Annotated in this window: 26 protein-coding genes and 10 pseudogenes; 12 read left to right on the plus strand and 24 right to left on the minus strand. The window is 34.4% G+C overall.

Going from position 1 to position 24,938, the window contains the following annotated elements:
• Nucleotides 1-9: 9 nt before the first annotated feature.
• Nucleotides 10-690 carry an IS6-like element IS1216 family transposase gene (locus ACIFUW_RS14805; RefSeq protein WP_001015311.1) on the minus strand — a complete coding sequence of 227 codons (681 nt, stop codon included), beginning with the start codon at nucleotides 688-690 and terminating at the stop codon, nucleotides 10-12.
• A gap of 76 nt (nucleotides 691-766) precedes the next feature.
• On the opposite strand from ACIFUW_RS14805, the pseudogene ACIFUW_RS14810 reads away from it, so the two are divergent.
• From ACIFUW_RS14810 to ACIFUW_RS14820, 3 genes and pseudogenes are all read left to right on the plus strand, one after another.
• Nucleotides 767-1,501 (plus strand): annotated as a pseudogene (locus tag ACIFUW_RS14810) (nucleotidyl transferase AbiEii/AbiGii toxin family protein); the annotation flags it as partial.
• Nucleotides 1,502-1,503: 2 nt separating this feature from the next.
• Nucleotides 1,504-1,989: pseudogene (ssb, locus tag ACIFUW_RS14815) on the plus strand (single-stranded DNA-binding protein).
• Nucleotides 1,990-2,033: 44 nt separating this feature from the next.
• Complete coding sequence (locus ACIFUW_RS14820; RefSeq protein ID WP_002303482.1) at nucleotides 2,034-2,267, plus strand: hypothetical protein; 234 nt, start codon at nucleotides 2,034-2,036, stop codon at nucleotides 2,265-2,267.
• A 158-nt stretch (nucleotides 2,268-2,425) separates the two neighbouring features.
• On the opposite strand, the gene ACIFUW_RS14825 is transcribed toward ACIFUW_RS14820, so the two are convergent.
• Nucleotides 2,426-2,548 (minus strand): putative holin-like toxin, encoded by a 123-nt coding sequence (locus ACIFUW_RS14825; RefSeq protein ID WP_002295624.1) that lies wholly within the window; start codon nucleotides 2,546-2,548, stop codon nucleotides 2,426-2,428.
• Nucleotides 2,549-2,702: 154 nt separating this feature from the next.
• Here ACIFUW_RS14825 and ACIFUW_RS14830 point away from each other — a divergent pair.
• From ACIFUW_RS14830 to ACIFUW_RS14845, 4 genes and pseudogenes are all read left to right on the plus strand, one after another.
• Nucleotides 2,703-2,962 (plus strand): annotated as a pseudogene (locus tag ACIFUW_RS14830) (hypothetical protein).
• Between the two features lie 447 nt (nucleotides 2,963-3,409).
• Entirely contained in the window at nucleotides 3,410-3,616 is a 207-nt protein-coding gene (locus tag ACIFUW_RS14835) for a hypothetical protein (RefSeq protein ID WP_002324499.1), read from the plus strand.
• Entirely contained in the window at nucleotides 3,616-3,867 is a 252-nt protein-coding gene (locus ACIFUW_RS14840; protein ID WP_002287517.1) for a hypothetical protein, read from the plus strand. The genes ACIFUW_RS14835 and ACIFUW_RS14840 overlap by 1 nt, the downstream gene beginning before the upstream one ends.
• 15 nt (nucleotides 3,868-3,882) lie before the next feature.
• Nucleotides 3,883-4,128, plus strand: a pseudogene (locus ACIFUW_RS14845) (hypothetical protein); the annotation flags it as partial.
• Nucleotides 4,129-4,184: 56 nt separating this feature from the next.
• Here ACIFUW_RS14845 and ACIFUW_RS14850 read toward each other — a convergent pair.
• The 8 genes and pseudogenes from ACIFUW_RS14850 to ACIFUW_RS14885 form a co-directional block, all read right to left on the minus strand.
• A complete protein-coding gene (locus ACIFUW_RS14850) occupies nucleotides 4,185-4,865 on the minus strand; it encodes an IS6-like element IS1216 family transposase (protein ID WP_001015311.1) in 681 nt (226 codons plus the stop codon).
• A 135-nt stretch (nucleotides 4,866-5,000) separates the two neighbouring features.
• On the minus strand, nucleotides 5,001-5,612 hold the full coding sequence (locus tag ACIFUW_RS14855; RefSeq protein ID WP_002305817.1) for a recombinase family protein: 612 nt from the start codon (nucleotides 5,610-5,612) through the stop codon (nucleotides 5,001-5,003).
• A 39-nt stretch (nucleotides 5,613-5,651) separates the two neighbouring features.
• Nucleotides 5,652-6,434, minus strand: a complete 783-nt coding sequence (locus ACIFUW_RS14860) for a helix-turn-helix domain-containing protein (RefSeq protein ID WP_002305134.1) — start codon at nucleotides 6,432-6,434, stop codon at nucleotides 5,652-5,654.
• Between the two features lie 28 nt (nucleotides 6,435-6,462).
• Nucleotides 6,463-6,876: pseudogene (locus ACIFUW_RS14865) on the minus strand (helix-turn-helix domain-containing protein); the annotation flags it as partial.
• Between the two features lie 168 nt (nucleotides 6,877-7,044).
• Nucleotides 7,045-7,257, minus strand: a pseudogene (locus ACIFUW_RS14870) (helix-turn-helix domain-containing protein); the annotation flags it as partial.
• Nucleotides 7,258-7,455: 198 nt separating this feature from the next.
• Nucleotides 7,456-7,830 (minus strand): annotated as a pseudogene (locus tag ACIFUW_RS14875) (helix-turn-helix domain-containing protein); the annotation flags it as partial.
• 48 nt (nucleotides 7,831-7,878) lie between these two features.
• On the minus strand, nucleotides 7,879-8,775 hold the full coding sequence (locus ACIFUW_RS14880) for a helix-turn-helix domain-containing protein (RefSeq protein ID WP_002305840.1): 897 nt from the start codon (nucleotides 8,773-8,775) through the stop codon (nucleotides 7,879-7,881).
• A gap of 194 nt (nucleotides 8,776-8,969) precedes the next feature.
• Entirely contained in the window at nucleotides 8,970-9,491 is a 522-nt protein-coding gene (locus ACIFUW_RS14885) for a helix-turn-helix domain-containing protein (RefSeq protein WP_002311883.1), read from the minus strand.
• A gap of 191 nt (nucleotides 9,492-9,682) precedes the next feature.
• Here ACIFUW_RS14885 and ACIFUW_RS14890 point away from each other — a divergent pair, with 191 nt between their 5' ends.
• Nucleotides 9,683-9,871, plus strand: a complete 189-nt coding sequence (locus tag ACIFUW_RS14890; RefSeq protein ID WP_002305130.1) for a type II toxin-antitoxin system HicA family toxin — start codon at nucleotides 9,683-9,685, stop codon at nucleotides 9,869-9,871.
• 45 nt (nucleotides 9,872-9,916) lie between these two features.
• Nucleotides 9,917-10,294 (plus strand): type II toxin-antitoxin system HicB family antitoxin, encoded by a 378-nt coding sequence (locus ACIFUW_RS14895; RefSeq protein WP_002305129.1) that lies wholly within the window; start codon nucleotides 9,917-9,919, stop codon nucleotides 10,292-10,294.
• 559 nt (nucleotides 10,295-10,853) lie between these two features.
• Here ACIFUW_RS14895 and ACIFUW_RS14900 read toward each other — a convergent pair.
• From ACIFUW_RS14900 to ACIFUW_RS14910, 3 genes and pseudogenes are all read right to left on the minus strand, one after another.
• On the minus strand, nucleotides 10,854-11,321 hold the full coding sequence (locus ACIFUW_RS14900; protein WP_233143248.1) for a hypothetical protein: 468 nt from the start codon (nucleotides 11,319-11,321) through the stop codon (nucleotides 10,854-10,856).
• 93 nt (nucleotides 11,322-11,414) lie between these two features.
• A complete protein-coding gene (locus tag ACIFUW_RS14905) occupies nucleotides 11,415-12,095 on the minus strand; it encodes an IS6-like element IS1216 family transposase (RefSeq protein WP_001015311.1) in 681 nt (226 codons plus the stop codon).
• A 75-nt stretch (nucleotides 12,096-12,170) separates the two neighbouring features.
• Nucleotides 12,171-13,378 (minus strand): annotated as a pseudogene (locus tag ACIFUW_RS14910) (ArdC-like ssDNA-binding domain-containing protein); the annotation flags it as partial.
• Between the two features lie 409 nt (nucleotides 13,379-13,787).
• On the opposite strand from ACIFUW_RS14910, the gene ACIFUW_RS14915 reads away from it, so the two are divergent.
• Nucleotides 13,788-15,038, plus strand: coding sequence for an IS110 family transposase (locus ACIFUW_RS14915; protein ID WP_060808286.1), 1,251 nt, complete (start codon nucleotides 13,788-13,790; stop codon nucleotides 15,036-15,038).
• A gap of 135 nt (nucleotides 15,039-15,173) precedes the next feature.
• Here ACIFUW_RS14915 and ACIFUW_RS14920 read toward each other — a convergent pair whose 3' ends face one another.
• Nucleotides 15,174-15,368 (minus strand): hypothetical protein, encoded by a 195-nt coding sequence (locus ACIFUW_RS14920; protein ID WP_002322479.1) that lies wholly within the window; start codon nucleotides 15,366-15,368, stop codon nucleotides 15,174-15,176.
• A gap of 247 nt (nucleotides 15,369-15,615) precedes the next feature.
• On the opposite strand from ACIFUW_RS14920, the gene ACIFUW_RS14925 reads away from it, so the two are divergent.
• A protein-coding gene (locus tag ACIFUW_RS14925; protein ID WP_086968564.1) for an IS3 family transposase occupies nucleotides 15,616-16,757 on the plus strand; the annotation gives its coding sequence in 2 pieces (ribosomal slippage) (nucleotides 15,616-15,844 and nucleotides 15,844-16,757; 1,143 coding nt in all).
• 151 nt (nucleotides 16,758-16,908) lie between these two features.
• On the opposite strand, the pseudogene ACIFUW_RS14930 reads toward ACIFUW_RS14925, so the two are convergent.
• From ACIFUW_RS14930 to ACIFUW_RS14965, 8 genes and pseudogenes are all read right to left on the minus strand, one after another.
• Nucleotides 16,909-17,238 (minus strand): annotated as a pseudogene (locus tag ACIFUW_RS14930) (hypothetical protein); the annotation flags it as partial.
• Between the two features lie 20 nt (nucleotides 17,239-17,258).
• Nucleotides 17,259-18,851 carry a MobP2 family relaxase gene (gene mobP2, locus ACIFUW_RS14935; RefSeq protein ID WP_002296379.1) on the minus strand — a complete coding sequence of 531 codons (1,593 nt, stop codon included), beginning with the start codon at nucleotides 18,849-18,851 and terminating at the stop codon, nucleotides 17,259-17,261.
• An 18-nt stretch (nucleotides 18,852-18,869) separates the two neighbouring features.
• Nucleotides 18,870-19,292: a hypothetical protein gene (locus ACIFUW_RS14940; RefSeq protein WP_010729773.1), complete on the minus strand. Its 423-nt coding sequence runs from the start codon at nucleotides 19,290-19,292 to the stop codon at nucleotides 18,870-18,872.
• Between the two features lies 1 nt (nucleotide 19,293).
• Nucleotides 19,294-19,590, minus strand: a complete 297-nt coding sequence (locus tag ACIFUW_RS14945) for a hypothetical protein (RefSeq protein ID WP_002296377.1) — start codon at nucleotides 19,588-19,590, stop codon at nucleotides 19,294-19,296.
• Between the two features lie 231 nt (nucleotides 19,591-19,821).
• Nucleotides 19,822-20,091, minus strand: coding sequence for a hypothetical protein (locus ACIFUW_RS14950; RefSeq protein ID WP_002305788.1), 270 nt, complete (start codon nucleotides 20,089-20,091; stop codon nucleotides 19,822-19,824).
• 43 nt (nucleotides 20,092-20,134) lie between these two features.
• Nucleotides 20,135-20,815: pseudogene (locus tag ACIFUW_RS14955) on the minus strand (hypothetical protein); the annotation flags it as partial.
• A 55-nt stretch (nucleotides 20,816-20,870) separates the two neighbouring features.
• On the minus strand, nucleotides 20,871-21,551 hold the full coding sequence (locus tag ACIFUW_RS14960; RefSeq protein ID WP_001015311.1) for an IS6-like element IS1216 family transposase: 681 nt from the start codon (nucleotides 21,549-21,551) through the stop codon (nucleotides 20,871-20,873).
• A 37-nt stretch (nucleotides 21,552-21,588) separates the two neighbouring features.
• Nucleotides 21,589-21,822 (minus strand): transposase, encoded by a 234-nt coding sequence (locus ACIFUW_RS14965; protein WP_182482945.1) that lies wholly within the window; start codon nucleotides 21,820-21,822, stop codon nucleotides 21,589-21,591.
• Between the two features lie 110 nt (nucleotides 21,823-21,932).
• Here ACIFUW_RS14965 and ACIFUW_RS14970 point away from each other — a divergent pair, with 110 nt between their 5' ends.
• A complete protein-coding gene (locus ACIFUW_RS14970; RefSeq protein WP_001015311.1) occupies nucleotides 21,933-22,613 on the plus strand; it encodes an IS6-like element IS1216 family transposase in 681 nt (226 codons plus the stop codon).
• Nucleotides 22,614-22,714: 101 nt separating this feature from the next.
• On the opposite strand, the gene ACIFUW_RS14975 is transcribed toward ACIFUW_RS14970, so the two are convergent.
• Both ACIFUW_RS14975 and ACIFUW_RS14980 read right to left on the minus strand, forming a co-directional pair.
• On the minus strand, nucleotides 22,715-24,034 hold the full coding sequence (locus tag ACIFUW_RS14975) for a sensor histidine kinase (RefSeq protein WP_002300494.1): 1,320 nt from the start codon (nucleotides 24,032-24,034) through the stop codon (nucleotides 22,715-22,717).
• On the minus strand, nucleotides 24,031-24,684 hold the full coding sequence (locus ACIFUW_RS14980; RefSeq protein ID WP_002285815.1) for a response regulator transcription factor: 654 nt from the start codon (nucleotides 24,682-24,684) through the stop codon (nucleotides 24,031-24,033). The genes ACIFUW_RS14975 and ACIFUW_RS14980 overlap by 4 nt, the downstream gene beginning before the upstream one ends.
• Nucleotides 24,685-24,938: the final 254 nt, after the last annotated feature.

The raw sequence follows: 24,938 nt of genomic DNA on the forward strand, positions 1-24,938 counted from the left end.
ATCTATGATTTAAGCTGGGATTCCCAATAATACCTTGATTTCAGTACAGACCGAAAACCCGAAGAGAGTGCCTTCTTTTCGGGTTTTCTTATATAATCCTCGAATGGCTTCCATGCCTTTAATCGTGGTAGAGGCAGTGCGTAAACTTCGATAGAATTTATTGCGTCTCTTTACTGGACGATGGTCTTGTTCAATCAAATTATTCAGGTATTTAATGGTACGATGTTCTGTCCCTTGATAAAAGCCGTATTCTTTTAGTTTCTTAAAGGCACTTGTAATAGAGGGGGCTTTATCTGTGACTACAACCTTCGGTTCATCAAACTGCTTCACTAACCGCTTAAGAAAAGCATAGGCTGCTTGTGTGTCCCGTTTTTTACGTAACCAAATATCCAAGGTTAAACCATCTGCATCGATGGCTCGATACAAATAATGCCATTTTCCTTTAATTTTGATGTACGTTTCATCCATTTTCCATGAATAAAAGGATTTTTTATTTTTCTTTTTCCAAATTTGATAGAGTAGTTTGCCATATTCTTGCACCCAACGATAAATCGTCGTATGAGAAACGTTAATGCCACGATCATATAAGATTTCTTGAACTTCACGATAGCTAAGGTTATAACGAAGATAGTAGCCCACGGCTACAATAATCACATCCTGCTGAAATTGCTTTCCTTTAAAATGATTCATCGTCATTCCTCCTGCTATCTTTTTCTATTATTCTACCTTATTTGATAGTAGATTTAAAACTTTGCAACAGAACCGCTCAAAGTATGGCATTGAAAATCGCACAACCAAAGATATTGATACGACTTTACGGGAAATGAAAGTAACCAAAGAAACATTAACAACGGTTCTAAACGAAATTTTTTCAACGCCGACGAAAGAAGGCATTCAATTTGAGATTCAAGGAATGAAAGAAACGAGAGAAGCCGATTACTATCCAGGATTTAGCTTACGTGTGCTGGCACATTTGGAAAACATGCGGCCAGATTTTAAGGTAGATGTGACTACAGGTGACTCGATCTATCCTGCAACGATCACTCACAGTCATAAATTGATGTTTGAGGATCGAACGATTCCTTTGGAATCCTATCCTACAGAACAAATTATTGCTGAAAAATTAAGTGCAACCTTTGATTTTTTAACAGATAATTCGAGAGGAAAAGATTTTTATGATCTCTATACTATTCCTAAAATGGAGAAGATCGATGAGAAGACCTTGAAAGATAGTGTGAGAAATACATTTACACGTCGAGGAAAAACTGATCCGTTAAAGATATACTATGAAAAGGATATGGATGTACTGAAAAATAGTCACGAGCTAAAAGATACCTGGAAGAAATATCAAAAAAGCAATCCTTATGCTGCGTCGATCACGTACGATGAGACAATGGATTCGATTAGTAATTTGATGGAAAAAGTGATTCACGTCGAAGAAAAAGAGCGAAAACTAGCTTATCAAAGACACCAACAGATGAATAGAGAAATGGAGAGATAAAGATGATTAATAATGTGACATTAGTAGGACGCTTAACCAAAGATCCTGATTTACGTTATACCGCAAGTGGTACTGCAGTAGCGACTTTTACCCTAGCCGTCAACCGAAATTTCACGAATCAAAACGGCAATTGAGAAGCCGATTTTATTAACTGCGTGATTTGGCGCAAACCAGCAGAAACAATGGCGACATTAGCTAAAAAAGGTAGCTTGATTGGTGTAGTTGGGCGGATTCAAACGCGGACTTACGACAACCAGCAAGGACAACGTGTATATGTGACTGAAGTTGTAGCAGATAACTTTCAACTATTAGAAAGTAAAGCAGCGACAGAGAGCCGTGCGCACGCTGATCAATCGTCCACCAGTCCAAGCACCGCCACCTTTGAACAACGGAATACAGCGACGCCTAACAACAATGGATTGAACGCTTCACAGAATCCATTTGGTGGACAATCAATCGATATTAGCGATGATGATCTACCGTTTTAGTTTGAGAAAGAAGGAGTAAGCATGGCAAAAAAATTAGTCTGACGATGGATCTATTGATACCCGTAATTGCATTTATAGACGGGATTTCTTTGGGCGTCACTGAAAATCCTTTGGTAAATAGAATTGCGAAAGGATCACTATTTCTTGTATTCGTGTATCTTGTCTGTTCTTATCTTTTAAAAAGAGCAGGAAAGGATAATTCCTTTTGGCGATTGACTAAAGTCACAGTAGCAGCGACAGCTGTTATACTTACGGCTATTCTACCGCTTTATATGTAGAGTTAACGGGAAATCGTTGAACTTCTTGCGAAATATTGCTATAATGAACATGAAAAAGAGGAGTTGCGCTAACAACCCCTCATTAACAGCACCGATTAAAGAACGGTGGCAGAATATTAGTTATTTGGAAATAACCGCTGACCTGCTAAAGTAGACGGTTATTTCTTTTTGTCATTTTTAAGCATATTTACAATCAAACTAATCAAAGCAATGGTAAACATACCAAAACCAAGAATGGTTTGAATTGTCTCATATGCGGACAAAAGGCTTACTCCTTTCATAGATTTTAGCACTTACATTCATAAGCACCACCACCTTTCCAGAAGTCGCCACCGTCTTCAAACTTTACTGTCTTGACTATTATAGCATATCTAAAATCGAATAAAAATTCTCAATTTTAGCTGTTTTTGCTATAATTTTAGCGAGGTGATCGTGATGGAACAATATATTGGTTTACTCGATAAATTAGGGTGATCAAGACACAGCCATTGCTTGTGCGATTTACATTACGCACGAGTCATGAACCAATCAATTGTGTAGTGGCCAATATAGAAATAGCGGATAAATTGCTGATTTTGGAAGAAGGCAAGTATACTATTTCAGTGACAGGTCACTTCAATAAACGAAATCAACTAGTCATTGAATCAATGCAAATTAGAAACCCTGATCATTTTACGAGATTAATGGGCATATAAATAAAAGAAGAGCTGCAGTCCTAAATGAGGATTGCAGCTCTTTTTGTTTTACATAGAAACAAGAAAAATGAAAAGGCCTTTTTAGGAAGGCGCAAGCGCCTTCTCAATTGAAAAACCTCTCTCTCACTCCAACCGCCACCGCCGTTCGAGAAGAAAGGAAGTGAACGTTGCACGTTCACTAAGATAAGGGGTCTTGCAAAGCAAGACAAAATAGAAAAAACTTCCTCTCACCAAAAGGTTCGTTCCTGTTCGCTATCTCTTTATTGATTTGCCAGACCGGCAACAAGTTGCCTTTTATCACCAAAAAGCGACAAGGACAAGGGTAAATGGCACGCTGCACGCCCTTGTCCTTGTCGCTTTTAGTTGATTCATTCTGGCCAACAAATCAATAAAGAAAGAACTAACGAAAGGAAGTAAAACCTTTCCTAAGAGGAGGCAGAATCAATCATGCGAAAGAAATTTGATTATTGGGGTGTTCCCTTCAGCGAATTATTCCCAAACTATCATGCACCATATACTGTCGAATGCGATTGTGGAGAAAGAGCGAAATGTATCAAAAGCTATTGTTTGTATCAATGTCCAACATGCGGGAAAAAATATACCTTGTCTTATGGCGATTATATTTTGATTGATGAGAAAGGAAAGAAACGCTGATGAAAACACAACACAAATTATTGACTGTAAAAGAAGTCGTTCAAATTTTGGTGGACAAAGAAGTCATTTCTGAAAAAGTAGCAGAAGCTTTACTTATTCCGCGGTACTGGACGATAGAAACCCCTTTAGTAGAGGATGCACCGACTATGCTATTTGAAGACCTAGTGAAGATTGCAGGATATGAACTGCATTATCAAGAAAACATGGAAACTTATGAAAACGAATATTGGTTAACCAAATTAGAGAACTAAAAAGGAGAAAAAAATATGGCTCAAAATTACTATGACGAATTTGTCAAATTACCTTTGGATAAAATGGCACAAAAAATGGAGGATATGACATTCCTATACAATGAGACACGTGTTCCAAAAAAACATTATAAGGAAAGATTGTCGGTAGCTGTGGAAGAAATGATTGAATCGGGTGTCGAAATGAATCTCATTGCGACCTACTATCGAACGCTTGAAGAACTGAAAAAGCAAAATGGACAATGGTTTTTCCAAGCCTTACTATGGGTTCTGTTGCAAAGTTTTAAATAAAGAATAAAATCCCTTACGGTATCTATGATTTAAGCTGGGATTCCCAATAATACCTTGATTTCAGTACAGACCGAAAACCCGAAGAGAGTGCCTTCTTTTCGGGTTTTCTTATATAATCCTCGAATGGCTTCCATGCCTTTAATCGTGGTAGAGGCAGTGCGTAAACTTCGATAGAATTTATTGCGTCTCTTTACTGGACGATGGTCTTGTTCAATCAAATTATTCAGGTATTTAATGGTACGATGTTCTGTCCCTTGATAAAAGCCGTATTCTTTTAGTTTCTTAAAGGCACTTGTAATAGAGGGGGCTTTATCTGTGACTACAACCTTCGGTTCATCAAACTGCTTCACTAACCGCTTAAGAAAAGCATAGGCTGCTTGTGTGTCCCGTTTTTTACGTAACCAAATATCCAAGGTTAAACCATCTGCATCGATGGCTCGATACAAATAATGCCATTTTCCTTTAATTTTGATGTACGTTTCATCCATTTTCCATGAATAAAAGGATTTTTTATTTTTCTTTTTCCAAATTTGATAGAGTAGTTTGCCATATTCTTGCACCCAACGATAAATCGTCGTATGAGAAACGTTAATGCCACGATCATATAAGATTTCTTGAACTTCACGATAGCTAAGGTTATAACGAAGATAGTAGCCCACGGCTACAATAATCACATCCTGCTGAAATTGCTTTCCTTTAAAATGATTCATCGTCATTCCTCCTGCTATCTTTTTCTATTATTCTACCTTATTTGATAGTAGATTTAAAACTTTGCAACAGAACCAAAGTTTGAAACAGGCTTAGAATCCTTCTCTCGTAACATTGATTTCTCAAAGAACTTAAAATCAATCAGATTCACTTATTCTTTTCTTTATTCTATAGACTAAATTTCTATTTGTTCCTGTTTTTTCTGCAATTCGCTTAATCGGAACACCTTCTCCAAGCATTCTTACTATTTCATTATAGATAAACCTCTTTTGTGGATTCTTTGCAGTAGAAGAATATTCGTAGGGTTTTCCTTTATAGACTCCTTTCTTCTTCGCAATTGCTATTCCTTGTTTTTGTTTTCTCTTAATTTCCTCCCTCTCATTTTGAGCCGTCCAAGAAAAAATGTTAATTACTAAGCTTCTAACAAGTTTTTCTAAGTTTGGATCACCAAATTTTGTATCTAAAATTGGTAAATTCAAAACCATTAAGCCCATACCATTTTTATCTATAAAAGATACTGTTTCTAGTATTTCATCAGAATTTCTTCCTAAGCGTTCAAGCGACTCAAAAACAAGCGTATCCCCTTCTCTGACAAATGACAACATTTTATTGAACTCTGGCCGTTCTACTGTGTTACGTCCAGATTTTTTCTCAGCAAATACTTTTTCGACACCAATTTTTCTAAATTCTTCAAGCTGTCTTTCCAAATTTTGATCATCTGAACTGACTCGTGCATAGCCAACTAACATATTTAACACCTACAAATAATTTTACTCTAGTTTAATTAACTAGGAATTTTTTCGTGAGTTCAGCAGACTCTCTATACCATCAAATAAACATTCATAGTATTTTATTTTTTCTTTTAGCTTTGAATTTTCTTCTTTGAGTTCATTTATCAATTTAACTTGGGATTTTTCAGAAATAAAGCCTTCATCAAAAAGCAAATCTTCTACACTACAATTCGCAATGTCTGCAATTTTTTTTAGTTTGGCTTTGTTCGGTAAGTTACCACCATGTTCCCATGTTGACACAGTGCTTCTAGGAGAATTAGAAACCTCGTACCCAAATTCCTGCATAGTAAGTCCTAATTTTTTTCTAATAGAACGAATTTTTCTCCCTACCTTTTTAGGGTCTGGTTTAACTTCTATGTCTCGATAATCTTCAAAATCTTTTGAGTAATATTTTGTAAATATATTTTTTATTATAGGATTCAATAACTCATAGTCTTTATTTAGCGAAAACGTATTACTATATCTTTCTTGAATGTCTTTAAAGACTTTGTGAGGTATTTCTGGAAAGTCCTTAATATATAGCTCATACCCTATATCGATAAGGTATGAAGTTATATATTCTTCTAAAGTTCCCCATTTAATCCAGTCAATTGTTGAATTAGTGATAGTTGATAATAATTTCAGCTTTTGTGGATTTGGTAAATTGGTCCCACGTTCCCAGTTGGATATGGTCGCACGTGGTGAATTATCTATTTTCCTTCCAAGTTCTTCCATAGTAAAACCACATGAAAGGCGTAATTGTTTGATTCGTTTTCCTGCTTCTGAAGGATTTGGCTTCATACAATCACCTCTCTTATGGAATTTGGGTTACTTCAAATTCTTTTGAGTAATATTTTGTAAATATATTTTTTATTATAGAATCCAATAATTCATAGTCTTTATCTAACGAAAACGTATCACTATATTTTTCTTGAATGTCTTTAAAGACTTTGTGAGGTATCTCTGGAAAGTCTTTAATATATAGCTCATATCCTATACCGATAAGGTATGAAGTTATATACTCTTCTAAAGTTCCCCATTTAATCCAGTCAGTGGTGGTTTCTCCTACTATAGCAATCAGCTGTAACTTTTTCTGAGAAGGTATATTTCTACCACTTTCCCAAGTAGCAATTGTACTTTTAGGTGAGTTGCTTAAATGAGAACCAAATTGCTCCATAGTCATACCTAATTTTTTTCTGATATATTTGATTCTTTTACTTACGTCTTTTAGATTGGGAATCATTTTTTCAGCTCCTTGATTTACTACTTGTTGGATTTCATACAATCTTTTTCGTAAGCTTTCTACCTCATATTTTAATTCCTCATTTTCTTGTTTAAGAAGGATATTTTCGGCTGTCAAACTTTCATACGGCTCTACTATATTATCAGTAGAAGAATCGTTGATTAATGCTACTATCGGAACGTCCAATGCTCTTGCAATAGCTTCCAGTGTTTTTATACTGGGATTACTCCTGTTGTTTTCTAAATCCCCTATATATGATCGTGATAGACCCATTAACTCAGCAAAATCAGTTTGTGTCATATTTTTACTTTTTCTAATATTTTTGATGTTGTTTCCAATATTAAGGTTTTTGAGTTCAACATTTGTTTCGTCTAATCCCATCAAATAACTTACAGGAACATGGAAATAATCAGCAAGGATATTCCATGTTTCAGTATTTCTAGGATTTCGCTCACCACGGTAATAGTTCGTAAGAGTTGTATAGTTAATACCAGTTTCTGTACTAATTTGTTTAATGGTCTTTTTACTGGAATCAATATAAAATTTTATTCTATTCAAAGTAACGCCCCCTATAGTAAATTTTATTATAGGATTCAATAACTCATAGTCTTTATCTAGTGAAAACGTATCACTATATTTTTCTTGAATGTCTTTAAAGACTTTGTAAGGTATCTCTGGAAAGTCTTTAATATATAGCTCATAACCTGAATCTATAAGGTATGAAGCTATGTATTCTTCCAAAGTTCCCCATTTAATCCAGTCTACACTAGTGTTTCCAATATTTGCAATTGTTAAAAGCCTATTTTTATTGGGTAAAGACACGCCTCTAAGCCAATTATTAACAGAACTTATTGGTGTGTCGCCAATTAAATCACCGAATCGTTCTAATGTCAGACCTTTGGATTCGATAATTTTTCTAATACGTTCACTAGTTAACGATAGATTAGGTTTCATAGCTAAGCCTCCTCGTGAGTAAAGTAATCTTTCAATATTTTTTGTGAATCAACCCATTTTATCGAGAAGTGATAGTTGACAAATAGCATTGAGAGATATTTCTCGCTTATCTGGATCATCAATTTTTGAAATCACATTAAGATAACCGGCGAAGCTTTCAATTATTCTATTGACTTCCTCAATTGACAGACGTTCCAAAGCATCCAATGCTACTTCAGATAGAAAATACATTGATTCTGCTACGCTTGAATCGACACCCGTCATAAGATAAAGTTCAGAAACTCCGCCAATTTCTGCAATCTTTTTAATTCTTTCTGAGTTAGGAAGGTTTTTACCATTTTCCCAGTTGCTTATAACAGCTTTATCAGCTGTAGGAGAGAATAGTTTGCCGAATTCTTCTAATGTAATATTCTCTTTTTTTCTTATTTTCCTTATACGTTGTCCAATCATTTTAATATTTTTGTTGTCATCAGTCAGTCCTAAATCTGGTTTGACTTCTATATTTCGATAATCTTCATCAGGAGAATACATGTACTTCACCTCCTGAAAAATATTTTGTGTATTGATTTTTTCGGCAGCTGCTAATATCTTTGTATCTTCTTCGTATGTGATTTTTTCAATCGTAAGTTCATCTAGAAGAGCTTCACGGTAGTTGTTCAGTGTAGTCTCTCCGTACTCTTTAAGAATTTTTTCCTCTATATTTTGTGTCAAGCGATAAACATAATCGGAAAAATCTCCATACTTTATCCATTCAACAGAAGTACCACCTAATAGTGCAATTTTTTCAAGACGCTTTCTATTAGGTAAGTTATTTCCCTTTTCCCAATTGTTAATTGTGCTAGGACTATTGGCATCAACCAGTTTACCTAAGTCTGCCATAGTATATCCATGTTTTTCTCGTATTTGCTTTATTCGATTACCAGCCTCAAAAAGATTTATTTCCATTCGACACCTCCTAATGTATATCATATACCGAAATCATATAAATCTATTTCAATCAGATTTACAAAACGGTCATTCATAAAAACTAGGGATTTTTTCGTGAGTTCAGCAGACTCTCTATACCATCAAATAAACATTCATAGTATTTTATCTTCTCTTTTAACTTTGAATTTTCTTCTTTGAGTCCATCTATCAATTCAACCGTTTGAGTAATATTTTGTAAATATATTTTTTATTATAGAATCCAATAATTCATAGTCTTTATCTAACGAAAACGTATCACTATATTTTTCTTGAATGTCTTTAAAGACTTTGTGAGGTATCTCTGGAAAGTCTTTAATATATAGCTCATATCCTATACCGATAAGGTATGAAGTTATATATTCTTCTAAAGTTCCCCATTTAATCCAGTCGATAGTTTTGTTACTTAATTCAGCAATTTTAATTAATCTTTCTTTGTTGGGAAGGGAGAATCCTCGTTCCCAATTATTAATATTTCCTTTTTGAGCATTTCCAATTAAATCTGCAAATTGTTCCATAGTCATTCCAAAATTAGAACGAATTGATTTAATTCTTTTACCTGTTTCAACAGGATTTGGTTTCATACAATCACCTCTTTTACAGAATTTGGTTTCATAGTATCTTATTCGCTCTTTGAGTTCTAAGTTCTCTTTCTCCAATTTTTCTATATAATATTCTTGATCCTGTTTCTTGTTCAAAAAATGACCTCCAAATTTCACATTGTGTTACACCCTAGTGTTACACCTCCAAACCTTATTATACTGTACTTTACCATATGATACAATAGGGTATACCCTATTGTGACACTTACATTCTACTTTTAATGTAAAAACTCTTGACCTTTATACGCATAATGCGTATAATAATATTTGTAAGGAGGTAGTCGCGAATGCCACTTACCGGTAAAAAAATGCTCAAACTAGCCAAGAAAAATGGTTGGAAAGTGGTGAGGATAACTGGCAGCCATCATATTGTAGCCAAAGAAGGATTCCCACCCGTTCCTATTCCTGTTCATAGTAATCAGGATTTAAAAAAAGGGACAGAGCAGAAGTTACTAAAGGACTTAGGGCTGAAATAGCCCAGTCCTTTAGTTCATTGGATTAACTCGAAAGGAGTGGTGGAAATGAAAAAAAGTTACCCTGTAATTTTTTCTGCTGAAGAAAATGGCTACTCAGTAGTTTTTCCTGATTTTGCTGGAGCAACACAAGGAGATAATTTTGAAGAAGCTATGTCCAATGCTAAAGAATTTCTTGATGGGATTCTAGCTTACTATATTGATGAAGATATTTCAGTTCCTTCTCCAACAGATATTCATCAACTAAATAATTTGGGCAATAACAAAATTGTTTCTCTTATTCAAAGTGATCCTTCTCCATTTATCCAAAAAAAGACCGTACGCAAAAACGTCACAGTCCCAGAATGGTTAGTAGCTAGAGGGGAAAAAGATAAAATAAATTTTTCTAAAGTTTTGACAGATGCGTTACTAAAAATATACGAGTAAACGTAAATATATTAATAACAATTTAGTTGCCTAATGACATAGATAGCGGAATTAAAAGTAAAATAGTACTCATTTATTGCAGGTTCCCTTAGAATCAATACAATAAATGAGTACTATTTAGACTGTTTAACTACTAGTAAGATATAGCGATCATCAGTTTCAGGGTTATCCCTTGGTGACCATAGTTTTGCGTATTTTTCAACTCGTTGCCAAATCAACGATTCTATTTTTTTATTTCTACTTAACTCCAAAACGGAGTACCTTCTTTTTCTTCGTTAGCTCCTATTTAAGAGCCATGTCGTTTTATATAACTCTAAAACAGAAACTACTGATCAATTCAATAAAGCCTTATTTGAGAACTGTGTTGTTTTACATGGTTTTAAAACCTGATTTCCCGCAAACGGTTTATCCGTAACATTTGAGAACTGTGTTGTTTTACATGGTTCTAAAACCTCAACAATATTCGTCCTTCCGTCTGGTTACACAACTTGACAGAGCTAACCCTTCAGTGAGTGAGTGTCCCCTCACTATTTCGTTGCCAAATCAACGATTTCTTATTCTACTCACTTTTAACTTCTATTCCATATCTTTTCCCTTTATTTATTATTTGTTCTTTCAACTGATAATAAGCCCATTCCCCATAATTTTTATCTGGTTCAGAAATACAGATTATTTGCGTCTTATTGCGGATAGCTGTTTGAATAATTTTTGCCGAACATTGATTATTATAGGTTTTAACAAAATTGCTTTCTCTTTTCTTTATGGCTTCCCATCTATCTTGATCTAATTTTCTTTTTCGACCATGACCGCCTTTAGAAAAAACTCCTCGGCTTTGCTCCCTTGATTTCATTGCTTTAATTTTATTTTTGAAGTTACTTATATATTTGCTGTCACCAAAATCAATCACAGATTGATTGTTAACTAAACATTTACCGCTACACAAATCAGTAAACTTTATGGTTAATTCAGCTCCTTCTTTGAAATCTAGCTTATGATAATCTTTTTCAAAAGAAATTGTTAAATTCAAAAATAAATTTTTCCCCTCAAAGATTAGATTACTCTGGTTGGTTCTGTTGCAAAGTTTTAAATAAAGAATAAAATCCCTTACGGTATCTATGATTTAAGCTGGGATTCCCAATAATACCTTGATTTCAGTACAGACCGAAAACCCGAAGAGAGTGCCTTCTTTTCGGGTTTTCTTATATAATCCTCGAATGGCTTCCATGCCTTTAATCGTGGTAGAGGCAGTGCGTAAACTTCGATAGAATTTATTGCGTCTCTTTACTGGACGATGGTCTTGTTCAATCAAATTATTCAGGTATTTAATGGTACGATGTTCTGTCCCTTGATAAAAGCCGTATTCTTTTAGTTTCTTAAAGGCACTTGTAATAGAGGGGGCTTTATCTGTGACTACAACCTTCGGTTCATCAAACTGCTTCACTAACCGCTTAAGAAAAGCATAGGCTGCTTGTGTGTCCCGTTTTTTACGTAACCAAATATCCAAGGTTAAACCATCTGCATCGATGGCTCGATACAAATAATGCCATTTTCCTTTAATTTTGATGTACGTTTCATCCATTTTCCATGAATAAAAGGATTTTTTATTTTTCTTTTTCCAAATTTGATAGAGTAGTTTGCCATATTCTTGCACCCAACGATAAATCGTCGTATGAGAAACGTTAATGCCACGATCATATAAGATTTCTTGAACTTCACGATAGCTAAGGTTATAACGAAGATAGTAGCCCACGGCTACAATAATCACATCCTGCTGAAATTGCTTTCCTTTAAAATGATTCATCGTCATTCCTCCTGCTATCTTTTTCTATTATTCTACCTTATTTGATAGTAGATTTAAAACTTTGCAACAGAACCCCTCAATCAATAATTGATTTCTAAAGGATCGTTCTGGAAAACGAGACATAAAGTTCAAAAGTTCTTTGACGTCTTCAGGAGAATGAGTATGCTTTTTCACCGCATCCAGTGCCTGTTGCGAAAGGGATTTAACTTCTTGTTTAATCTCTTCTGCCGTTCGTTTTTGATAGCCCTTTTGTTTTGTTTTTGTTTCTTTCGACTGCATTTGTTCTTTCGAAACAGGTTCATTTTTGACCGATTGTTTTTGTTCCTTCTCAGGTACTTGTTCGCACAATTTTGCTAACTCTAAATAGATGGGTTGATTACTGTTGACGCCATCCCCTAGATCCATTCGGATCTGATCGACTACTTCTCCGTTCTTCACTTCTTCAAAATAGAATTTATAATAACCTGCTTCTGCGGCGTATTGGTTATCCAACGTTTTGAGTTGATCGATCAATTCGAATGTTACGATCTCCCCACCATAACTTTTCAATCCTTTTTCTGGATCATTTTCGTTGAATTCTACTCGATAAAAATGATCGTTTTCTTTCTCCTTCAAAAAATCAGTTGGTACAGCCTCTTCAAGTAATTCACGAACAGCTGCTTTTTCCTCTTCCGACGTGGCTTGGTATTTTTTAGATTCCTCAAATTCCCCGTTTTCATTCAGTTCTAAAGCGACTTTTCGATAGCCTTTCAGAAAATAAATGGTCGGATTTTTTTCCATTGCGTCACTCGTCCGCTGTCAATGATTGCTTGTACTTCAGGAAGAAGGTTTTCTTTTCCTTTTTCCGATCTTTCTTTCAGCTGTTCTAATGTTTCCAATTTCCGTTGGTATTTTCGGATCGTAGCGGCTGAAAAAGTCGATTCACCTTTTTCAAAGCGTTCGATTTCTTCTTTGATTCTTGGAATATTCTCGATCGTCATATCCAGTCCGCCGTACTTGTTATAGCCCATTTCCTTTATCTCTTCTTGTCTTTCAAGTTTTTCTACTTGTTTTTCTTGTTGCTTGATCTCTTCTCTCAGACTATGCACTTTATTTTCGATTCGCTCTTGTTGCCTAAACCAAGAATGCCCATTTCTCTTATCGTTCATTGGTTGACCGTTGGTCTTTCTCTGGTGTTCAAACATCTTTTCAATTTGTTCGTTTAATTCATTTTGCAATCGTACTAATTTTCTTTTGGATTTTCCCAAACGACTATTGTCTAGTGGTTCTTTTTCTTCTGCCATGACCGTTTCCTCCTCGTAAAATATCATTTGTCTAATAGTTTTTATTCAAAATGTTTCTAGATTATAAAATTTATTGAATAACACATTCCTAACGGAATTTGTTTCGATATTGTGTGATTTCTCAGAGTACAATGGATGTATGGAAAGGATCCAACGGGAATTTGCTATTTCCTCCTGTAGCGTTTGTCTACCCTGTTTAGTCTGTTACCCGAACCACTGTTATCACTACCAACTCATTAGCTGTTTCGATAATGGACTAGACTTTCAAATAGTAGTTTGGAAGGCAGCTTCTAGCTCTTTTATCACCGTATTCTATTAGGCGAGGTTGTGGCTATACAGTGAGTTTCTGGGAAATCCCACAGTATCGAAGCATTTTCCAAAATTTATATCGAAAGGAGGTCCTTCTTCCATGAAATTATTTGTCGGTATTGACGTTAGCTCTGAAAAACTAGATGTTTGTTTTTTAACAGACGACAATCAATTGTCTATCTTATCTGAAATCTCTGTTGCCAATGACATCGAAGGTGCTTCATTCATACGAGAAACAATTCTTGAATTCAATGACAGCTACCACTTTGATCAAATTGTGATTGGCATGGAGTCAACGTCCATGTACAGCTTCCATCCTTCCATGTTTTTTCATGAAGATGAGAAACTAAAGAAGCTCAACACACTTGTAACGATTGAAAATCCTTTTCGGGTGAAACAATTTAGTCGCATGTTTGATGAGAATAAAACTGATCGAAACGATGCATTAAGAATCGCTGATTTCTTGCGTATTCAACGATTCACAACTTCCCCTATCAAAGAAGAGAAATACATGGCCTTACAGCGTTTAACACGTACTCGCTATCAACTTATTAAGCAATTGATTCGTACAAAGCAACATTTTCTTGAAAATCTAACGTACAAATGTAATACGCTTGCTCGAGAAATGCGAGACGAATCGACGAGTCTTTTTAGTGCAACCCTCATTTCACTCATGACGGAAGATTTCACATTGGATGAACTTGCTGAGCTTCCTTTAGAAGCTTTCTGTGATTTACTTCAAGAAAAAGGAAAAGGCCGTTTCAAGCAACCAGAAAAAATCGCTAAAGCAATTCAACGTGCAATTACCATGAGTTACCGCCTAGGTGCTCTTGCACAAGAATCAATTAATGTTGTTTTAAGTGTTCTCGTACGAGAAATACGAGCACTTGAAAAAAATATCAAAGAATTAGATAAAGCCATCGAACAAGTAATTGTTGTCATTCCAGAATATCAATGCTTAACCAGTATTCCAGGCGTTGGTAAAGTCTATGCTGCCGGTTTAATCGCTGAAATTGGTCAAATCGAAAGATTTGAAGATCAGACAAAATTGGCAAAATACGCTGGATTAAGTTGGAAAGTGAACCAATCTGGAAACTATCAGTCGCAAAATACACCTCTGACAAAACAAGGAAATCGATATTTTAGATACTACTTAGTTGAAGCTGCCAACTCTGTAAAAAATTATCTTCCTGAATACAAAGCTTTTTATCAAAGTAAATATAAGGAGGTTCCAAAGCATCAACACAAACGTGCACTCGTCCTAACCGCAAGAAAATTTACGCGTCTGGTGGATACGCTACTACGTAAACACCAACTCTATACGCCACCAAGGAATGTGATAGAGAAATAACAATCCGTTATTGACGCAAATCCTTGAATCAACCCGAAAAAAATTTGATTTTGATCGGGTCTAGTTTCGTGCGCTTCAAAACATATTACTCAATAAAGAAAATCTTAAATTTCATCTTGACTTATCACCATTAGACTAAACAAATGGATAATCTTCTGTCGCATCGACGAACGTCTTCGTAGTCAGATTTAACGTTAAAATATCGCTACTTTGATAAGCTTTTGCCGCTTTGTCTGTGACGACAAAAGATCTGCCTGTTTGAATTTCTGTCACAAAAACGAGATTGTCTCTGCTTTTTTCAACAACAACTCCAATCGTTGAATGAACCATTTCTGCTTCCTCCCTTCTCTTTCTTTTGATATAATGTAGTCGCAAATCGCACCACTCAATGAGTTGGCGGAAAACAATTCATTGAAAAAAAGAGTCCTGGACAATCACGTTCAGGACTCTTTTACTTCTTTTATTCACTTAACAACTAACACTCTGTGAGTGAAATGGACTCTTCAATGTGATGTTAGGATGATTTCATGGACACGATTTGGTAGAATCTAACTACTAAGAAAAGGACGTGTCCACGATGGCAAAAGCCAAGAAAAAATTTGATGAAGACTTTAAGAAGATGATCTTAGATTTAAACCAGTCTGGCCAATCGGTCGAAGAACTGGCAGCGCAATATGGTATCGCTACACAAACGATTTATCGTTGGAAGAAGCTTCATACAAAGAATGTAGCAACCGGCATGACTGAGGCAGAAATCCTAGCGATGAAAAAGGAAATGGCCCGCATGCAGGAGGAAAACACTATCCTAAAAAAGGCTTTAACCATATTCGCTCAAAAGTAAAAATGAGTGATGTCTTCGAATTTATTCAATCAAATGTTCATGATCATGACGTAAAACAAATGTGTACCGTTTTGGAAGCACCGAAATCCAGCTACTATGACTGGAAGAAAAAGAAACCTTCCAAGCGCCAATCAGAAAACAAACGCTTAAACCGCTTGATTTCAGGAATCTACTTTGAAAACAAGGGTATCTATGGTGCGCCTAAAATTCATAAGATTCTTGTTGGCCGTGGCGAGACCTTGTCCTTAAAGAAAGTACAAATACTGATGAGAAAATTAGGCTTGCGTTCAGTCACCCTCAAGAAGTACAAGCCTGGCAAACAAGCGAAAGTTAAAAGTGAAGGACGTAAAAACCTGTTAAACCAAGATTTTACCACTACGTCGATCAATCAAAAATGGGTGACAGATATTACCTATATTCATACCCTAAAAGATGGCTGGACCTACCTCTCCACTATTCAAGACCTCCACACAAAGAAAGTCATCGGTTGGAAGTTTGGCAAGCAGATGACGAAAGAATTGGTTATCGAAACCCTTGACAATGCGCTCTTAAACCAAACACCCTCCGAGAACTTGATCATCCACTCAGATTTGGGTTCTCAGTACACTAGCGAAGCCTATGAGGCAAAGCTGAATGAATTGAACATTCGGCACTCCTTCAGTCGTAAGGGCTGTCCCTACGATAATGCCGGTATCGAATCGTTTCACGCCTCACTCAAAAAAGAAGAAGTCTATCCATCAAAAGCGTATGAAAACTTTGAAGCTGCTTATTTAGCGTTATTTCAATACATTGAAGGATTTTACAATCGCAAGCGAATCCATAGTAGTATCAACTATTTAACACCAAATCAGATGGAGGAGTTGGCATTGCAAGCTTAGTTCCTAGCTACCACTTACATTTTTTTGGCGAGATTTCCACAGGGTTTCAACTTCATCGCTTCGATCAGCGGTCAAACGGTTTTGGTTTGACCGCTGGTCGAAACGATGAGATACTCACCCGCTGGAATCTCGAAAAAATTCTCACAAATCGTGTCCGAGGTATTGACTCAAATCCAATGCTTTTACATGGAAAGTTATTGATTCCCTCTTCATTCATTTCCCAAGTAGTATAATAAGGTGCTAACTTGCCCTCATATTCTTGAATGATAAAATATTTTTCACCATTCACATGATTACAACAATACACACCAGTAGCTGGGTACTCAACGACTAAAAATTGATTTGGATCAAACTGTTCGTTTCTCAACATTTCTCTTATCTGGAACAAATGCTCTTTTTCTAAACAATCAGGAAGTTGTTCGATTCGTTCTTCTCTTAATGATCCTTCTATAACTTTCCATTGATCTAAATATTGTTTCATTGCTATTCCTCCTACTGTCTTTACTGTCTTTCTTGTTCCATTTGAATTCTTCGTTGTTGCTCTTCGTATGCTTTACTTGCGTGGTATTTTTCTTCATGGGCATTAATCGTTCGATTTAATTGACGCAAACTCCGCTGCGTGACAACTCTTTGTTGGAATTGTTTCCTGCGCTTCATGAATTCTTCGTAACTATATTTGTATTCATTCGTTGGCAATTGTTTAAGCGTTCGAAAGGATCGTTCATTGTAAATAGATTGCATCTGATCAACACTTTCTATTAATGGTTTTATTTGACTATCCTGTCTCTTCAGCTCTGTTAGGATGGCATTTCCTGTGCGCTTTTTTAAATCAAAGAGAGCATTTTTCTCTGCATCCTTTGATTCTCTCTTGCTTTCCCCATAAAGACTTTTTGCTTCTTCTTTCAATGCTTTTGAAATCTGTATATATTCTTGATATTCAGGTTCTTTTGTTAAAACATATTTGGTTAACTCATCGAGTTTCTCTCTTGTGTATGGTGAAAGTTTGGTTCGTTTTTCATCCCCGTAATTCCATTCCGAACGTTTGTCAGGTAGGGTTTTATATACTTCATTTAATAAGTTCATCGCGTGTCGATCGTAACGCGCTGGCTCTTTTACCACTTTTGTTAAGGTGTTACGCAAATCACTTTTCCGCGTCAATAAATTTCGTTTCTCCATACCAATCATTCGATCCTTTTCATAAGAAAAACGTTCTAACTCATGTACATAATTGGTCTTCATTGCGTCTAATGTTGCTTGTCTTCTCTTACCTTTCGGTACGATATAACTCACACCATTTTCAACCTCCGTGTAAGGTTTACGCGTATTTTCTTTTTCAACAACTGCAAAATGAATATGGATATGTTTAGTGTTACGGTGAATCGTTGCCATCCAGTAACCTGTTTCATTCAATTGTTCTTTCTCGAATAATGTCTCCATCATTTTTCTTCCAGCTGCTTTTAACCCTTCTTCATCTAAAGTATCTGTTTTGGGATCGTACAATCCTATTTTTTCAAGATACGAATTATCATGAGAAACAACATCTTGATAAATGATTGAGCCTTTTTGTTGTCCTCTTTGGAAGATTTGCTTAATCTCCTTCAGATCACTTCCTTTCACTTCGTCTGAAGCTATAGAAAAAACTCCAGGAAGATTTCCTGAAGCTTTTTTATGGGGTTCTGTTTGATATTTTTTCATTGCTTGGTTCAAGCGTTGGTATTCTTTTTGTTCACTTTGCGTCAGTTCTTTCTTTTGTTCTAACGCATAGTGACGTGTCATATAAGAAAGATAATTGGTAAAATCTTGTTCCTCTAACTTGTCAAAATTGATTCCATGTTCCATCAACGATTGAGCTTCATTCGACGTTTCACTGAATTCTTTACCCGTCTTACTCTCCGAAAAAGTTTCTCCTTCAGGAATATAAAACTCCTCTAAAGCATTCTTGATTCGTTGAAGTTCCTGTTCTTCTTCGGGCGTACGTCGTTCCTTTTCTTCAAGAGCCTGTTCCCTTGTAATATAGTCAATATAAGTAGAAAATGACTTTTTATTCGGCAAAGTAAATTGACAAGTGAGAATAACTGAAGGCGATTGAGTCATTATTATCCTCCTTCATTTTTATCTTTTTAGAATCTTCGTTGGATCAAATGGATCTACTCTGGCATGAACAGATTCATTCACAGGTTTCTTCAACTGAGGGGAATATTTTTTTGTTTGATTGGATTTAATTTTTCCTTCCACTCGTTCTTTTGCTTCTTGATAAACAGTTGAATTTTTACCAATTAATATTCCTGTATCTTTCAAATGAAGATCCGCAAATTCTGAAACCATTTCGGTTAAAATAGAAATTTCTTTACTCATTCCATTCAACTTTGCTTGATTGGAATTTACTTTTTTCTCCACTTCTGGATCATAGTTCATACATAAAAAGCGAACAGCTTCACTATAGTTTTTAACCTCTGCATGAGTAGAAATAGTTTCATCCAATACATCGATATGTGTTTGGTGAAAGTAAATGTGTTTGTCTATAACCTTTGCCATATCAAAGTTCACTTCCTCTATTTTGCTCAATCAAGATTTCTATAATACGATTATTTTGGCTAACATATTCTTCTAATATCTTTGTGTTATAACTTTGAATTTCTGAAAACTTTTCTAATAACTGGTCAAACTTTTCTTGTTTGTATTCCATCAAAGGACGATCAAAATCATTTTCAACGAGTAGCTTTAAATAATCATTACGACTCCATTTATTTCCTGTACGATTACTTAGTTCAACGCATCTTCGATCAATTTCAGAAATGAATTTTGGATCTAAATCTCTAATTTTAACATTCATAAATATCCTCCAATATAATATAGGATAGTGAAAAGGATCCTATCCTTTTCGCTATCCTACCTCTATCCTTTTACTATCCTTTGCTATCCTTGTACTATCCTATATATTGGTATTTTGGGGTCATTTATTTTTTTCAGAAACGTGATAGGCACAGCCTATCCAACCACTTTTTTTAAAAGTGGGGTCACGTTTCCTTATGCTCTTTAAAAAATAAGGTGTTTAAATGGAATTTTATGTTTTAGATTCCTTGAATTGTTCCCACTCATCAATCAATTGGCTATAAGTAGCCATTAATTTTTCTTGCTTATGTTGCTCTCGAATCGACAAAAAATCAGTTTGATTCGTTAATTCTAAATATTCTGTTCGGTATTGAATGTTCATCGTACCCGTTTTAATACATAGTAACTGATTATGATGTTCTTTCACTTTGAATAACTGCTCCTTCTTTAAGATTTTTAACTCCGTGCCAACTATAAGCACAATTCTGTAAAGAAGAATCATTTTCAAAAGATTCTCCTTATTTATTCATCTTTCATAGGAAGTTCTAAATCACCACTTTTCCTAAAACATATGGTTTGTTTTGTTGAATATTACTCCCATCTAACCTCAATTTCCCAATGCCATATCGTAGACTTGCTTCAACTTTATAAAAATTGTAGACCTCTTTTCTTCGGTCGATTGTTTTCGTCTCCTGTCCATCTTTTAAAGTAGATCTGATGCCCTTAACGGTTACTTCATGGATACTCGTGTGAACGATATCCGTATGGATCAACTCCTCATACTTTCCAAAATCAACGTAATACTCATAGCCGCTCAGCGTCGGAATTAGATCAATAACCATTTCTTTTTCGATTGATCTTTTAATGAGTTTTATAAATACACAACCAAACAAAGTGAGAATAAAGCCTACTTCAAACAAATACATATATCCATTTATAAATTGATCAATCGTCGTTAAGAAGTTCTTTATCCCCTCTACCGTTTTTTCAGATTGTTCGAACCGATCTGTTAGAGTCGTTAACATACTGCCTAAGATAAGTAAGTCCAATAAACTTTTGAAAAGTTTACTCATTGTTAAATTTTGCCTGATAAATTGGACGAGTAAGTAACTAAAAATAGAAAAGCACATGACACACATTAATGTCATTACTGCCGTGAAAATATTTGACGCCGCGATCTGTTTTGGCTCACTTAACAAGTAATAGGCCACCCCATAGACCACCACCGGTTCTGTTGCAAAGTTTTAAATAAAGAATAAAATCCCTTACGGTATCTATGATTTAAGCTGGGATTCCCAATAATACCTTGATTTCAGTACAGACCGAAAACCCGAAGAGAGTGCCTTCTTTTCGGGTTTTCTTATATAATCCTCGAATGGCTTCCATGCCTTTAATCGTGGTAGAGGCAGTGCGTAAACTTCGATAGAATTTATTGCGTCTCTTTACTGGACGATGGTCTTGTTCAATCAAATTATTCAGGTATTTAATGGTACGATGTTCTGTCCCTTGATAAAAGCCGTATTCTTTTAGTTTCTTAAAGGCACTTGTAATAGAGGGGGCTTTATCTGTGACTACAACCTTCGGTTCATCAAACTGCTTCACTAACCGCTTAAGAAAAGCATAGGCTGCTTGTGTGTCCCGTTTTTTACGTAACCAAATATCCAAGGTTAAACCATCTGCATCGATGGCTCGATACAAATAATGCCATTTTCCTTTAATTTTGATGTACGTTTCATCCATTTTCCATGAATAAAAGGATTTTTTATTTTTCTTTTTCCAAATTTGATAGAGTAGTTTGCCATATTCTTGCACCCAACGATAAATCGTCGTATGAGAAACGTTAATGCCACGATCATATAAGATTTCTTGAACTTCACGATAGCTAAGGTTATAACGAAGATAGTAGCCCACGGCTACAATAATCACATCCTGCTGAAATTGCTTTCCTTTAAAATGATTCATCGTCATTCCTCCTGCTATCTTTTTCTATTATTCTACCTTATTTGATAGTAGATTTAAAACTTTGCAACAGAACCTCCTTTTTCATCGCTAGGATTTCTGCCTCAGTCATGCCGGTTGCTACATTCTTTGTATGAAGCTTCTTCCAACGATAAATCGTTTGTGTAGCGATACCATATTGCGCTGCCAGTTCTTCGACCGATTGGCCAGACTGGTTTAAATCTAAGATCATCTTCTTAAAGTCTTCATCAAATTTTTTCTTGGCTTTTGCCATCGTGGACACGTCCTTTTCTTAGTAGTTAGATTCTACGGTTCTGTTGCAAAGTTTTAAATCTACTATCAAATAAGATAGAATAATAGAAAAAGATAGCAGGAGGAATAACGATGAATCATTTTAAAGGAAAGCAATTTCAGCAGGATGTGATTATTGTAGCCGTGGGCTACTATCTTCGTTATAACCTTAGCTATCGTGAAGTTCAAGAAATCTTATATGATCGTGGCATTAACGTTTCTCATACGACGATTTATCGTTGGGTGCAAGAATATGGCAAACTACTCTATCAAATTTGGAAAAAGAAAAATAAAAAATCCTTTTATTCATGGAAAATGGATGAAACGTACATCAAAATTAAAGGAAAATGGCATTATTTGTATCGAGCCATCGATGCAGATGGTTTAACCTTGGATATTTGGTTACGTAAAAAACGGGACACACAAGCAGCCTATGCTTTTCTTAAGCGGTTAGTGAAGCAGTTTGATGAACCGAAGGTTGTAGTCACAGATAAAGCCCCCTCTATTACAAGTGCCTTTAAGAAACTAAAAGAATACGGCTTTTATCAAGGGACAGAACATCGTACCATTAAATACCTGAATAATTTGATTGAACAAGACCATCGTCCAGTAAAGAGACGCAATAAATTCTATCGAAGTTTACGCACTGCCTCTACCACGATTAAAGGCATGGAAGCCATTCGAGGATTATATAAGAAAACCCGAAAAGAAGGCACTCTCTTCGGGTTTTCGGTCTGTACTGAAATCAAGGTATTATTGGGAATCCCAGCTTAAATCATAGATACCGTAAGGGATTTTATTCTTTATTTAAAACTTTGCAACAGAACCATAATAAGTCTCTATTTTTCAATAACTATTGCAAAATTATATCTTAATTAAGAAAATATTTTTATTTTAAAGATAAAAAATTCTTCATCCTGCAATACTTTATATTCTATATTGTAATTATTCAGAATATTACTTACAATATATAAACCTAATCCATTACTATTTTCCTTATTTAAATCAAATTTAACATCAAATATTTTATCCATATTCGAAATTTTATTGTTACCGTATGAATTCTCTATATATAACCAATCATTAACTATCCCAATATTAATTACCCCATTTACATCAGTATATTTTACCGCATTACTAATCAAATTAGATAGAATAATCTTTAAAGCTGTTTTTCCTATATAAACATTCTCGTCTAATATATAATTATTGACAGTTATTTTCTTTTGATTTGCTAATATTTCATACTTTTTTAATATGTCTTCTAATGTATCATTTATTTTCAAATATTCTTCATCATTATTCAAATTTTCTATAGAATGAACTGATAATATTTGAGAAATATTTTTTGTTAAACTATCAACGATTTCAATACATTCATTAATATAAATATCTCTTTCTTTATATTTTCCAATATTGTATTTCATGTTTTCCAGTATTATTTTAAGACTAGCAAGAGGGGTTTTAAGTTCATGGGATGCACCTTTAAAAAAGTCATATTTTAACTTTTCTAATTTTAAAATTTCTTTATTTTTAAATTCCAAATCGTCAATTGTTCTTAATAAAGTAGAATACAAATCATTAATTTGTTGTTTTAATTCTCCAACTTCATCATTAGAGCTAACTTTTAAACTCATTTTTTTATCAAGTTTCATCATTTTATCAGTAACAATTTTTATTTCTTGTATATTATTTTTTATTGATTTTGCATAAATTAAAGAAATAATAGCAGAAAATAAAATTGATATTAATAAAGAATATGGTAAAAATTTAAGGCTTAAATCTTTCGCATCTTTTTGCATATCAGCTGTAGAAACAAATTGTAGATTTGTTTTTTTACCATCATTAAGCTTTATTTCTCTTTCTTCAATTATCAAAGAATTACTATCACTTTCTAAATTAACATTTATATTATCTTTGATTTGTATTTCATTCTTATTATTTTTTTCTTTTATGAATACTTTTATTTCACTACTCTTGGAATAAAACTCCAAAGTTTGTTCTATATATTTTATTTCTTTTCCATTCATATTACTAGAAATTTCATTTGCCATATTATGAATCTTTTCTTTTCTCGTCTCCAAATATGTTTTAGGAAAGATAAAAAAAATTAATGAATGAACTAATATAATTATTATTCCAAGAACAGAAAATATTTGTATGAACATTTTTGGAAATATCTTTAATTTTTTCATTTTCTCTCCAATTTATATCCTACATTTCTTATAGTAGTTATACAGTCTAATTGTAATTTTTTTCTAAGTTCTTTTATATATACATCTATTACTCGATCATAAGGAGTTTCTTCGCTATCTTTCCATACATAATCAATAATTTGCATTCTTGTTAACACTTGTCCATTATTATCCAATAAACATTTTAATACTTCTAGTTCTTTTGCATTTACATCTATTTCTTCACCATTTATTTTAGCTGTATAGCTATTAAAATTAACCGATAGATCCTTATATTCAAACTTCTCTAAATGTCCATAATTCTTCTTAATTAAAGAATCTATTCTAGCTTTTAAGACCGGCAATGAAAATGGCTTTTCTACATATCCGTCTACTAAATTAGTAAATGCATCAATTTTATATTCTTCATCACTAAATGCAGTCAAGATTAGAATTGGTAAATTGCTTTTCTTTCTAATTTCTTTCAACACTTCTAAACCATTTATAAAAGGTATCTGAATGTCTAAGATAACCAAATTTATATCGCTATTAAATTTTGACAAGGCTTCTCTTCCATCTTTAGCTTGAATAACAGTATATCCAAATTCTGAAAGATATTCACTTATTCCCTCTCTTATCATATTATCATCTTCAACAGTTAATATTTTCATATATACCTCCACTTAAGCCTATACACTAGATATTATACAGCATATTATGGCTCTATAATATCTAGTGTTGGTGACGCCTTCTGTTGCCAATACTTTTTCTTTTTTTTAATAAATGCAAACAGACACCTTGAAATCCTTTAGAAAAAAGGCTTCTATAATATTTTGTGTTGTTGGAAAATCGAAGGCGATTTTCTACTAACACTTTTTCTTCGTTTCAACTCAAAAAGAGACTCACTTTTGGTAAAATTTAGTCG

The organism is Enterococcus sp. PLH-Efm8 (assembly GCF_053011625.1).

What these genes read in the sequence shown, in the direction of transcription:
- ACIFUW_RS14805 (WP_001015311.1), bottom strand. Translation starts at nt 690, where the DNA reads ATGAATCATTTTAAAGGAAAGCAATTTCAGCAGGATGTGATTATTGTA.
- ACIFUW_RS14820 (WP_002303482.1), top strand. Translation starts at nt 2,034, where the DNA reads ATGGATCTATTGATACCCGTAATTGCATTTATAGACGGGATTTCTTTG.
- ACIFUW_RS14825 (WP_002295624.1), bottom strand. Translation starts at nt 2,548, where the DNA reads ATGAAAGGAGTAAGCCTTTTGTCCGCATATGAGACAATTCAAACCATT.
- ACIFUW_RS14835 (WP_002324499.1), top strand. Translation starts at nt 3,410, where the DNA reads ATGCGAAAGAAATTTGATTATTGGGGTGTTCCCTTCAGCGAATTATTC.
- ACIFUW_RS14840 (WP_002287517.1), top strand. Translation starts at nt 3,616, where the DNA reads ATGAAAACACAACACAAATTATTGACTGTAAAAGAAGTCGTTCAAATT.
- ACIFUW_RS14850 (WP_001015311.1), bottom strand. Translation starts at nt 4,865, where the DNA reads ATGAATCATTTTAAAGGAAAGCAATTTCAGCAGGATGTGATTATTGTA.
- ACIFUW_RS14855 (WP_002305817.1), bottom strand. Translation starts at nt 5,612, where the DNA reads ATGTTAGTTGGCTATGCACGAGTCAGTTCAGATGATCAAAATTTGGAA.
- ACIFUW_RS14860 (WP_002305134.1), bottom strand. Translation starts at nt 6,434, where the DNA reads ATGAAGCCAAATCCTTCAGAAGCAGGAAAACGAATCAAACAATTACGC.
- ACIFUW_RS14880 (WP_002305840.1), bottom strand. Translation starts at nt 8,775, where the DNA reads ATGGAAATAAATCTTTTTGAGGCTGGTAATCGAATAAAGCAAATACGA.
- ACIFUW_RS14890 (WP_002305130.1), top strand. Translation starts at nt 9,683, where the DNA reads ATGCCACTTACCGGTAAAAAAATGCTCAAACTAGCCAAGAAAAATGGT.
- ACIFUW_RS14895 (WP_002305129.1), top strand. Translation starts at nt 9,917, where the DNA reads ATGAAAAAAAGTTACCCTGTAATTTTTTCTGCTGAAGAAAATGGCTAC.
- ACIFUW_RS14905 (WP_001015311.1), bottom strand. Translation starts at nt 12,095, where the DNA reads ATGAATCATTTTAAAGGAAAGCAATTTCAGCAGGATGTGATTATTGTA.
- ACIFUW_RS14915 (WP_060808286.1), top strand. Translation starts at nt 13,788, where the DNA reads ATGAAATTATTTGTCGGTATTGACGTTAGCTCTGAAAAACTAGATGTT.
- ACIFUW_RS14920 (WP_002322479.1), bottom strand. Translation starts at nt 15,368, where the DNA reads ATGGTTCATTCAACGATTGGAGTTGTTGTTGAAAAAAGCAGAGACAAT.
- mobP2 (WP_002296379.1), bottom strand. Translation starts at nt 18,851, where the DNA reads ATGACTCAATCGCCTTCAGTTATTCTCACTTGTCAATTTACTTTGCCG.
- ACIFUW_RS14940 (WP_010729773.1), bottom strand. Translation starts at nt 19,292, where the DNA reads ATGGCAAAGGTTATAGACAAACACATTTACTTTCACCAAACACATATC.
- ACIFUW_RS14945 (WP_002296377.1), bottom strand. Translation starts at nt 19,590, where the DNA reads ATGAATGTTAAAATTAGAGATTTAGATCCAAAATTCATTTCTGAAATT.
- ACIFUW_RS14950 (WP_002305788.1), bottom strand. Translation starts at nt 20,091, where the DNA reads ATGATTCTTCTTTACAGAATTGTGCTTATAGTTGGCACGGAGTTAAAA.
- ACIFUW_RS14960 (WP_001015311.1), bottom strand. Translation starts at nt 21,551, where the DNA reads ATGAATCATTTTAAAGGAAAGCAATTTCAGCAGGATGTGATTATTGTA.
- ACIFUW_RS14965 (WP_182482945.1), bottom strand. Translation starts at nt 21,822, where the DNA reads ATGGCAAAAGCCAAGAAAAAATTTGATGAAGACTTTAAGAAGATGATC.
- ACIFUW_RS14970 (WP_001015311.1), top strand. Translation starts at nt 21,933, where the DNA reads ATGAATCATTTTAAAGGAAAGCAATTTCAGCAGGATGTGATTATTGTA.
- ACIFUW_RS14975 (WP_002300494.1), bottom strand. Translation starts at nt 24,034, where the DNA reads ATGAAAAAATTAAAGATATTTCCAAAAATGTTCATACAAATATTTTCT.
- ACIFUW_RS14980 (WP_002285815.1), bottom strand. Translation starts at nt 24,684, where the DNA reads ATGAAAATATTAACTGTTGAAGATGATAATATGATAAGAGAGGGAATA.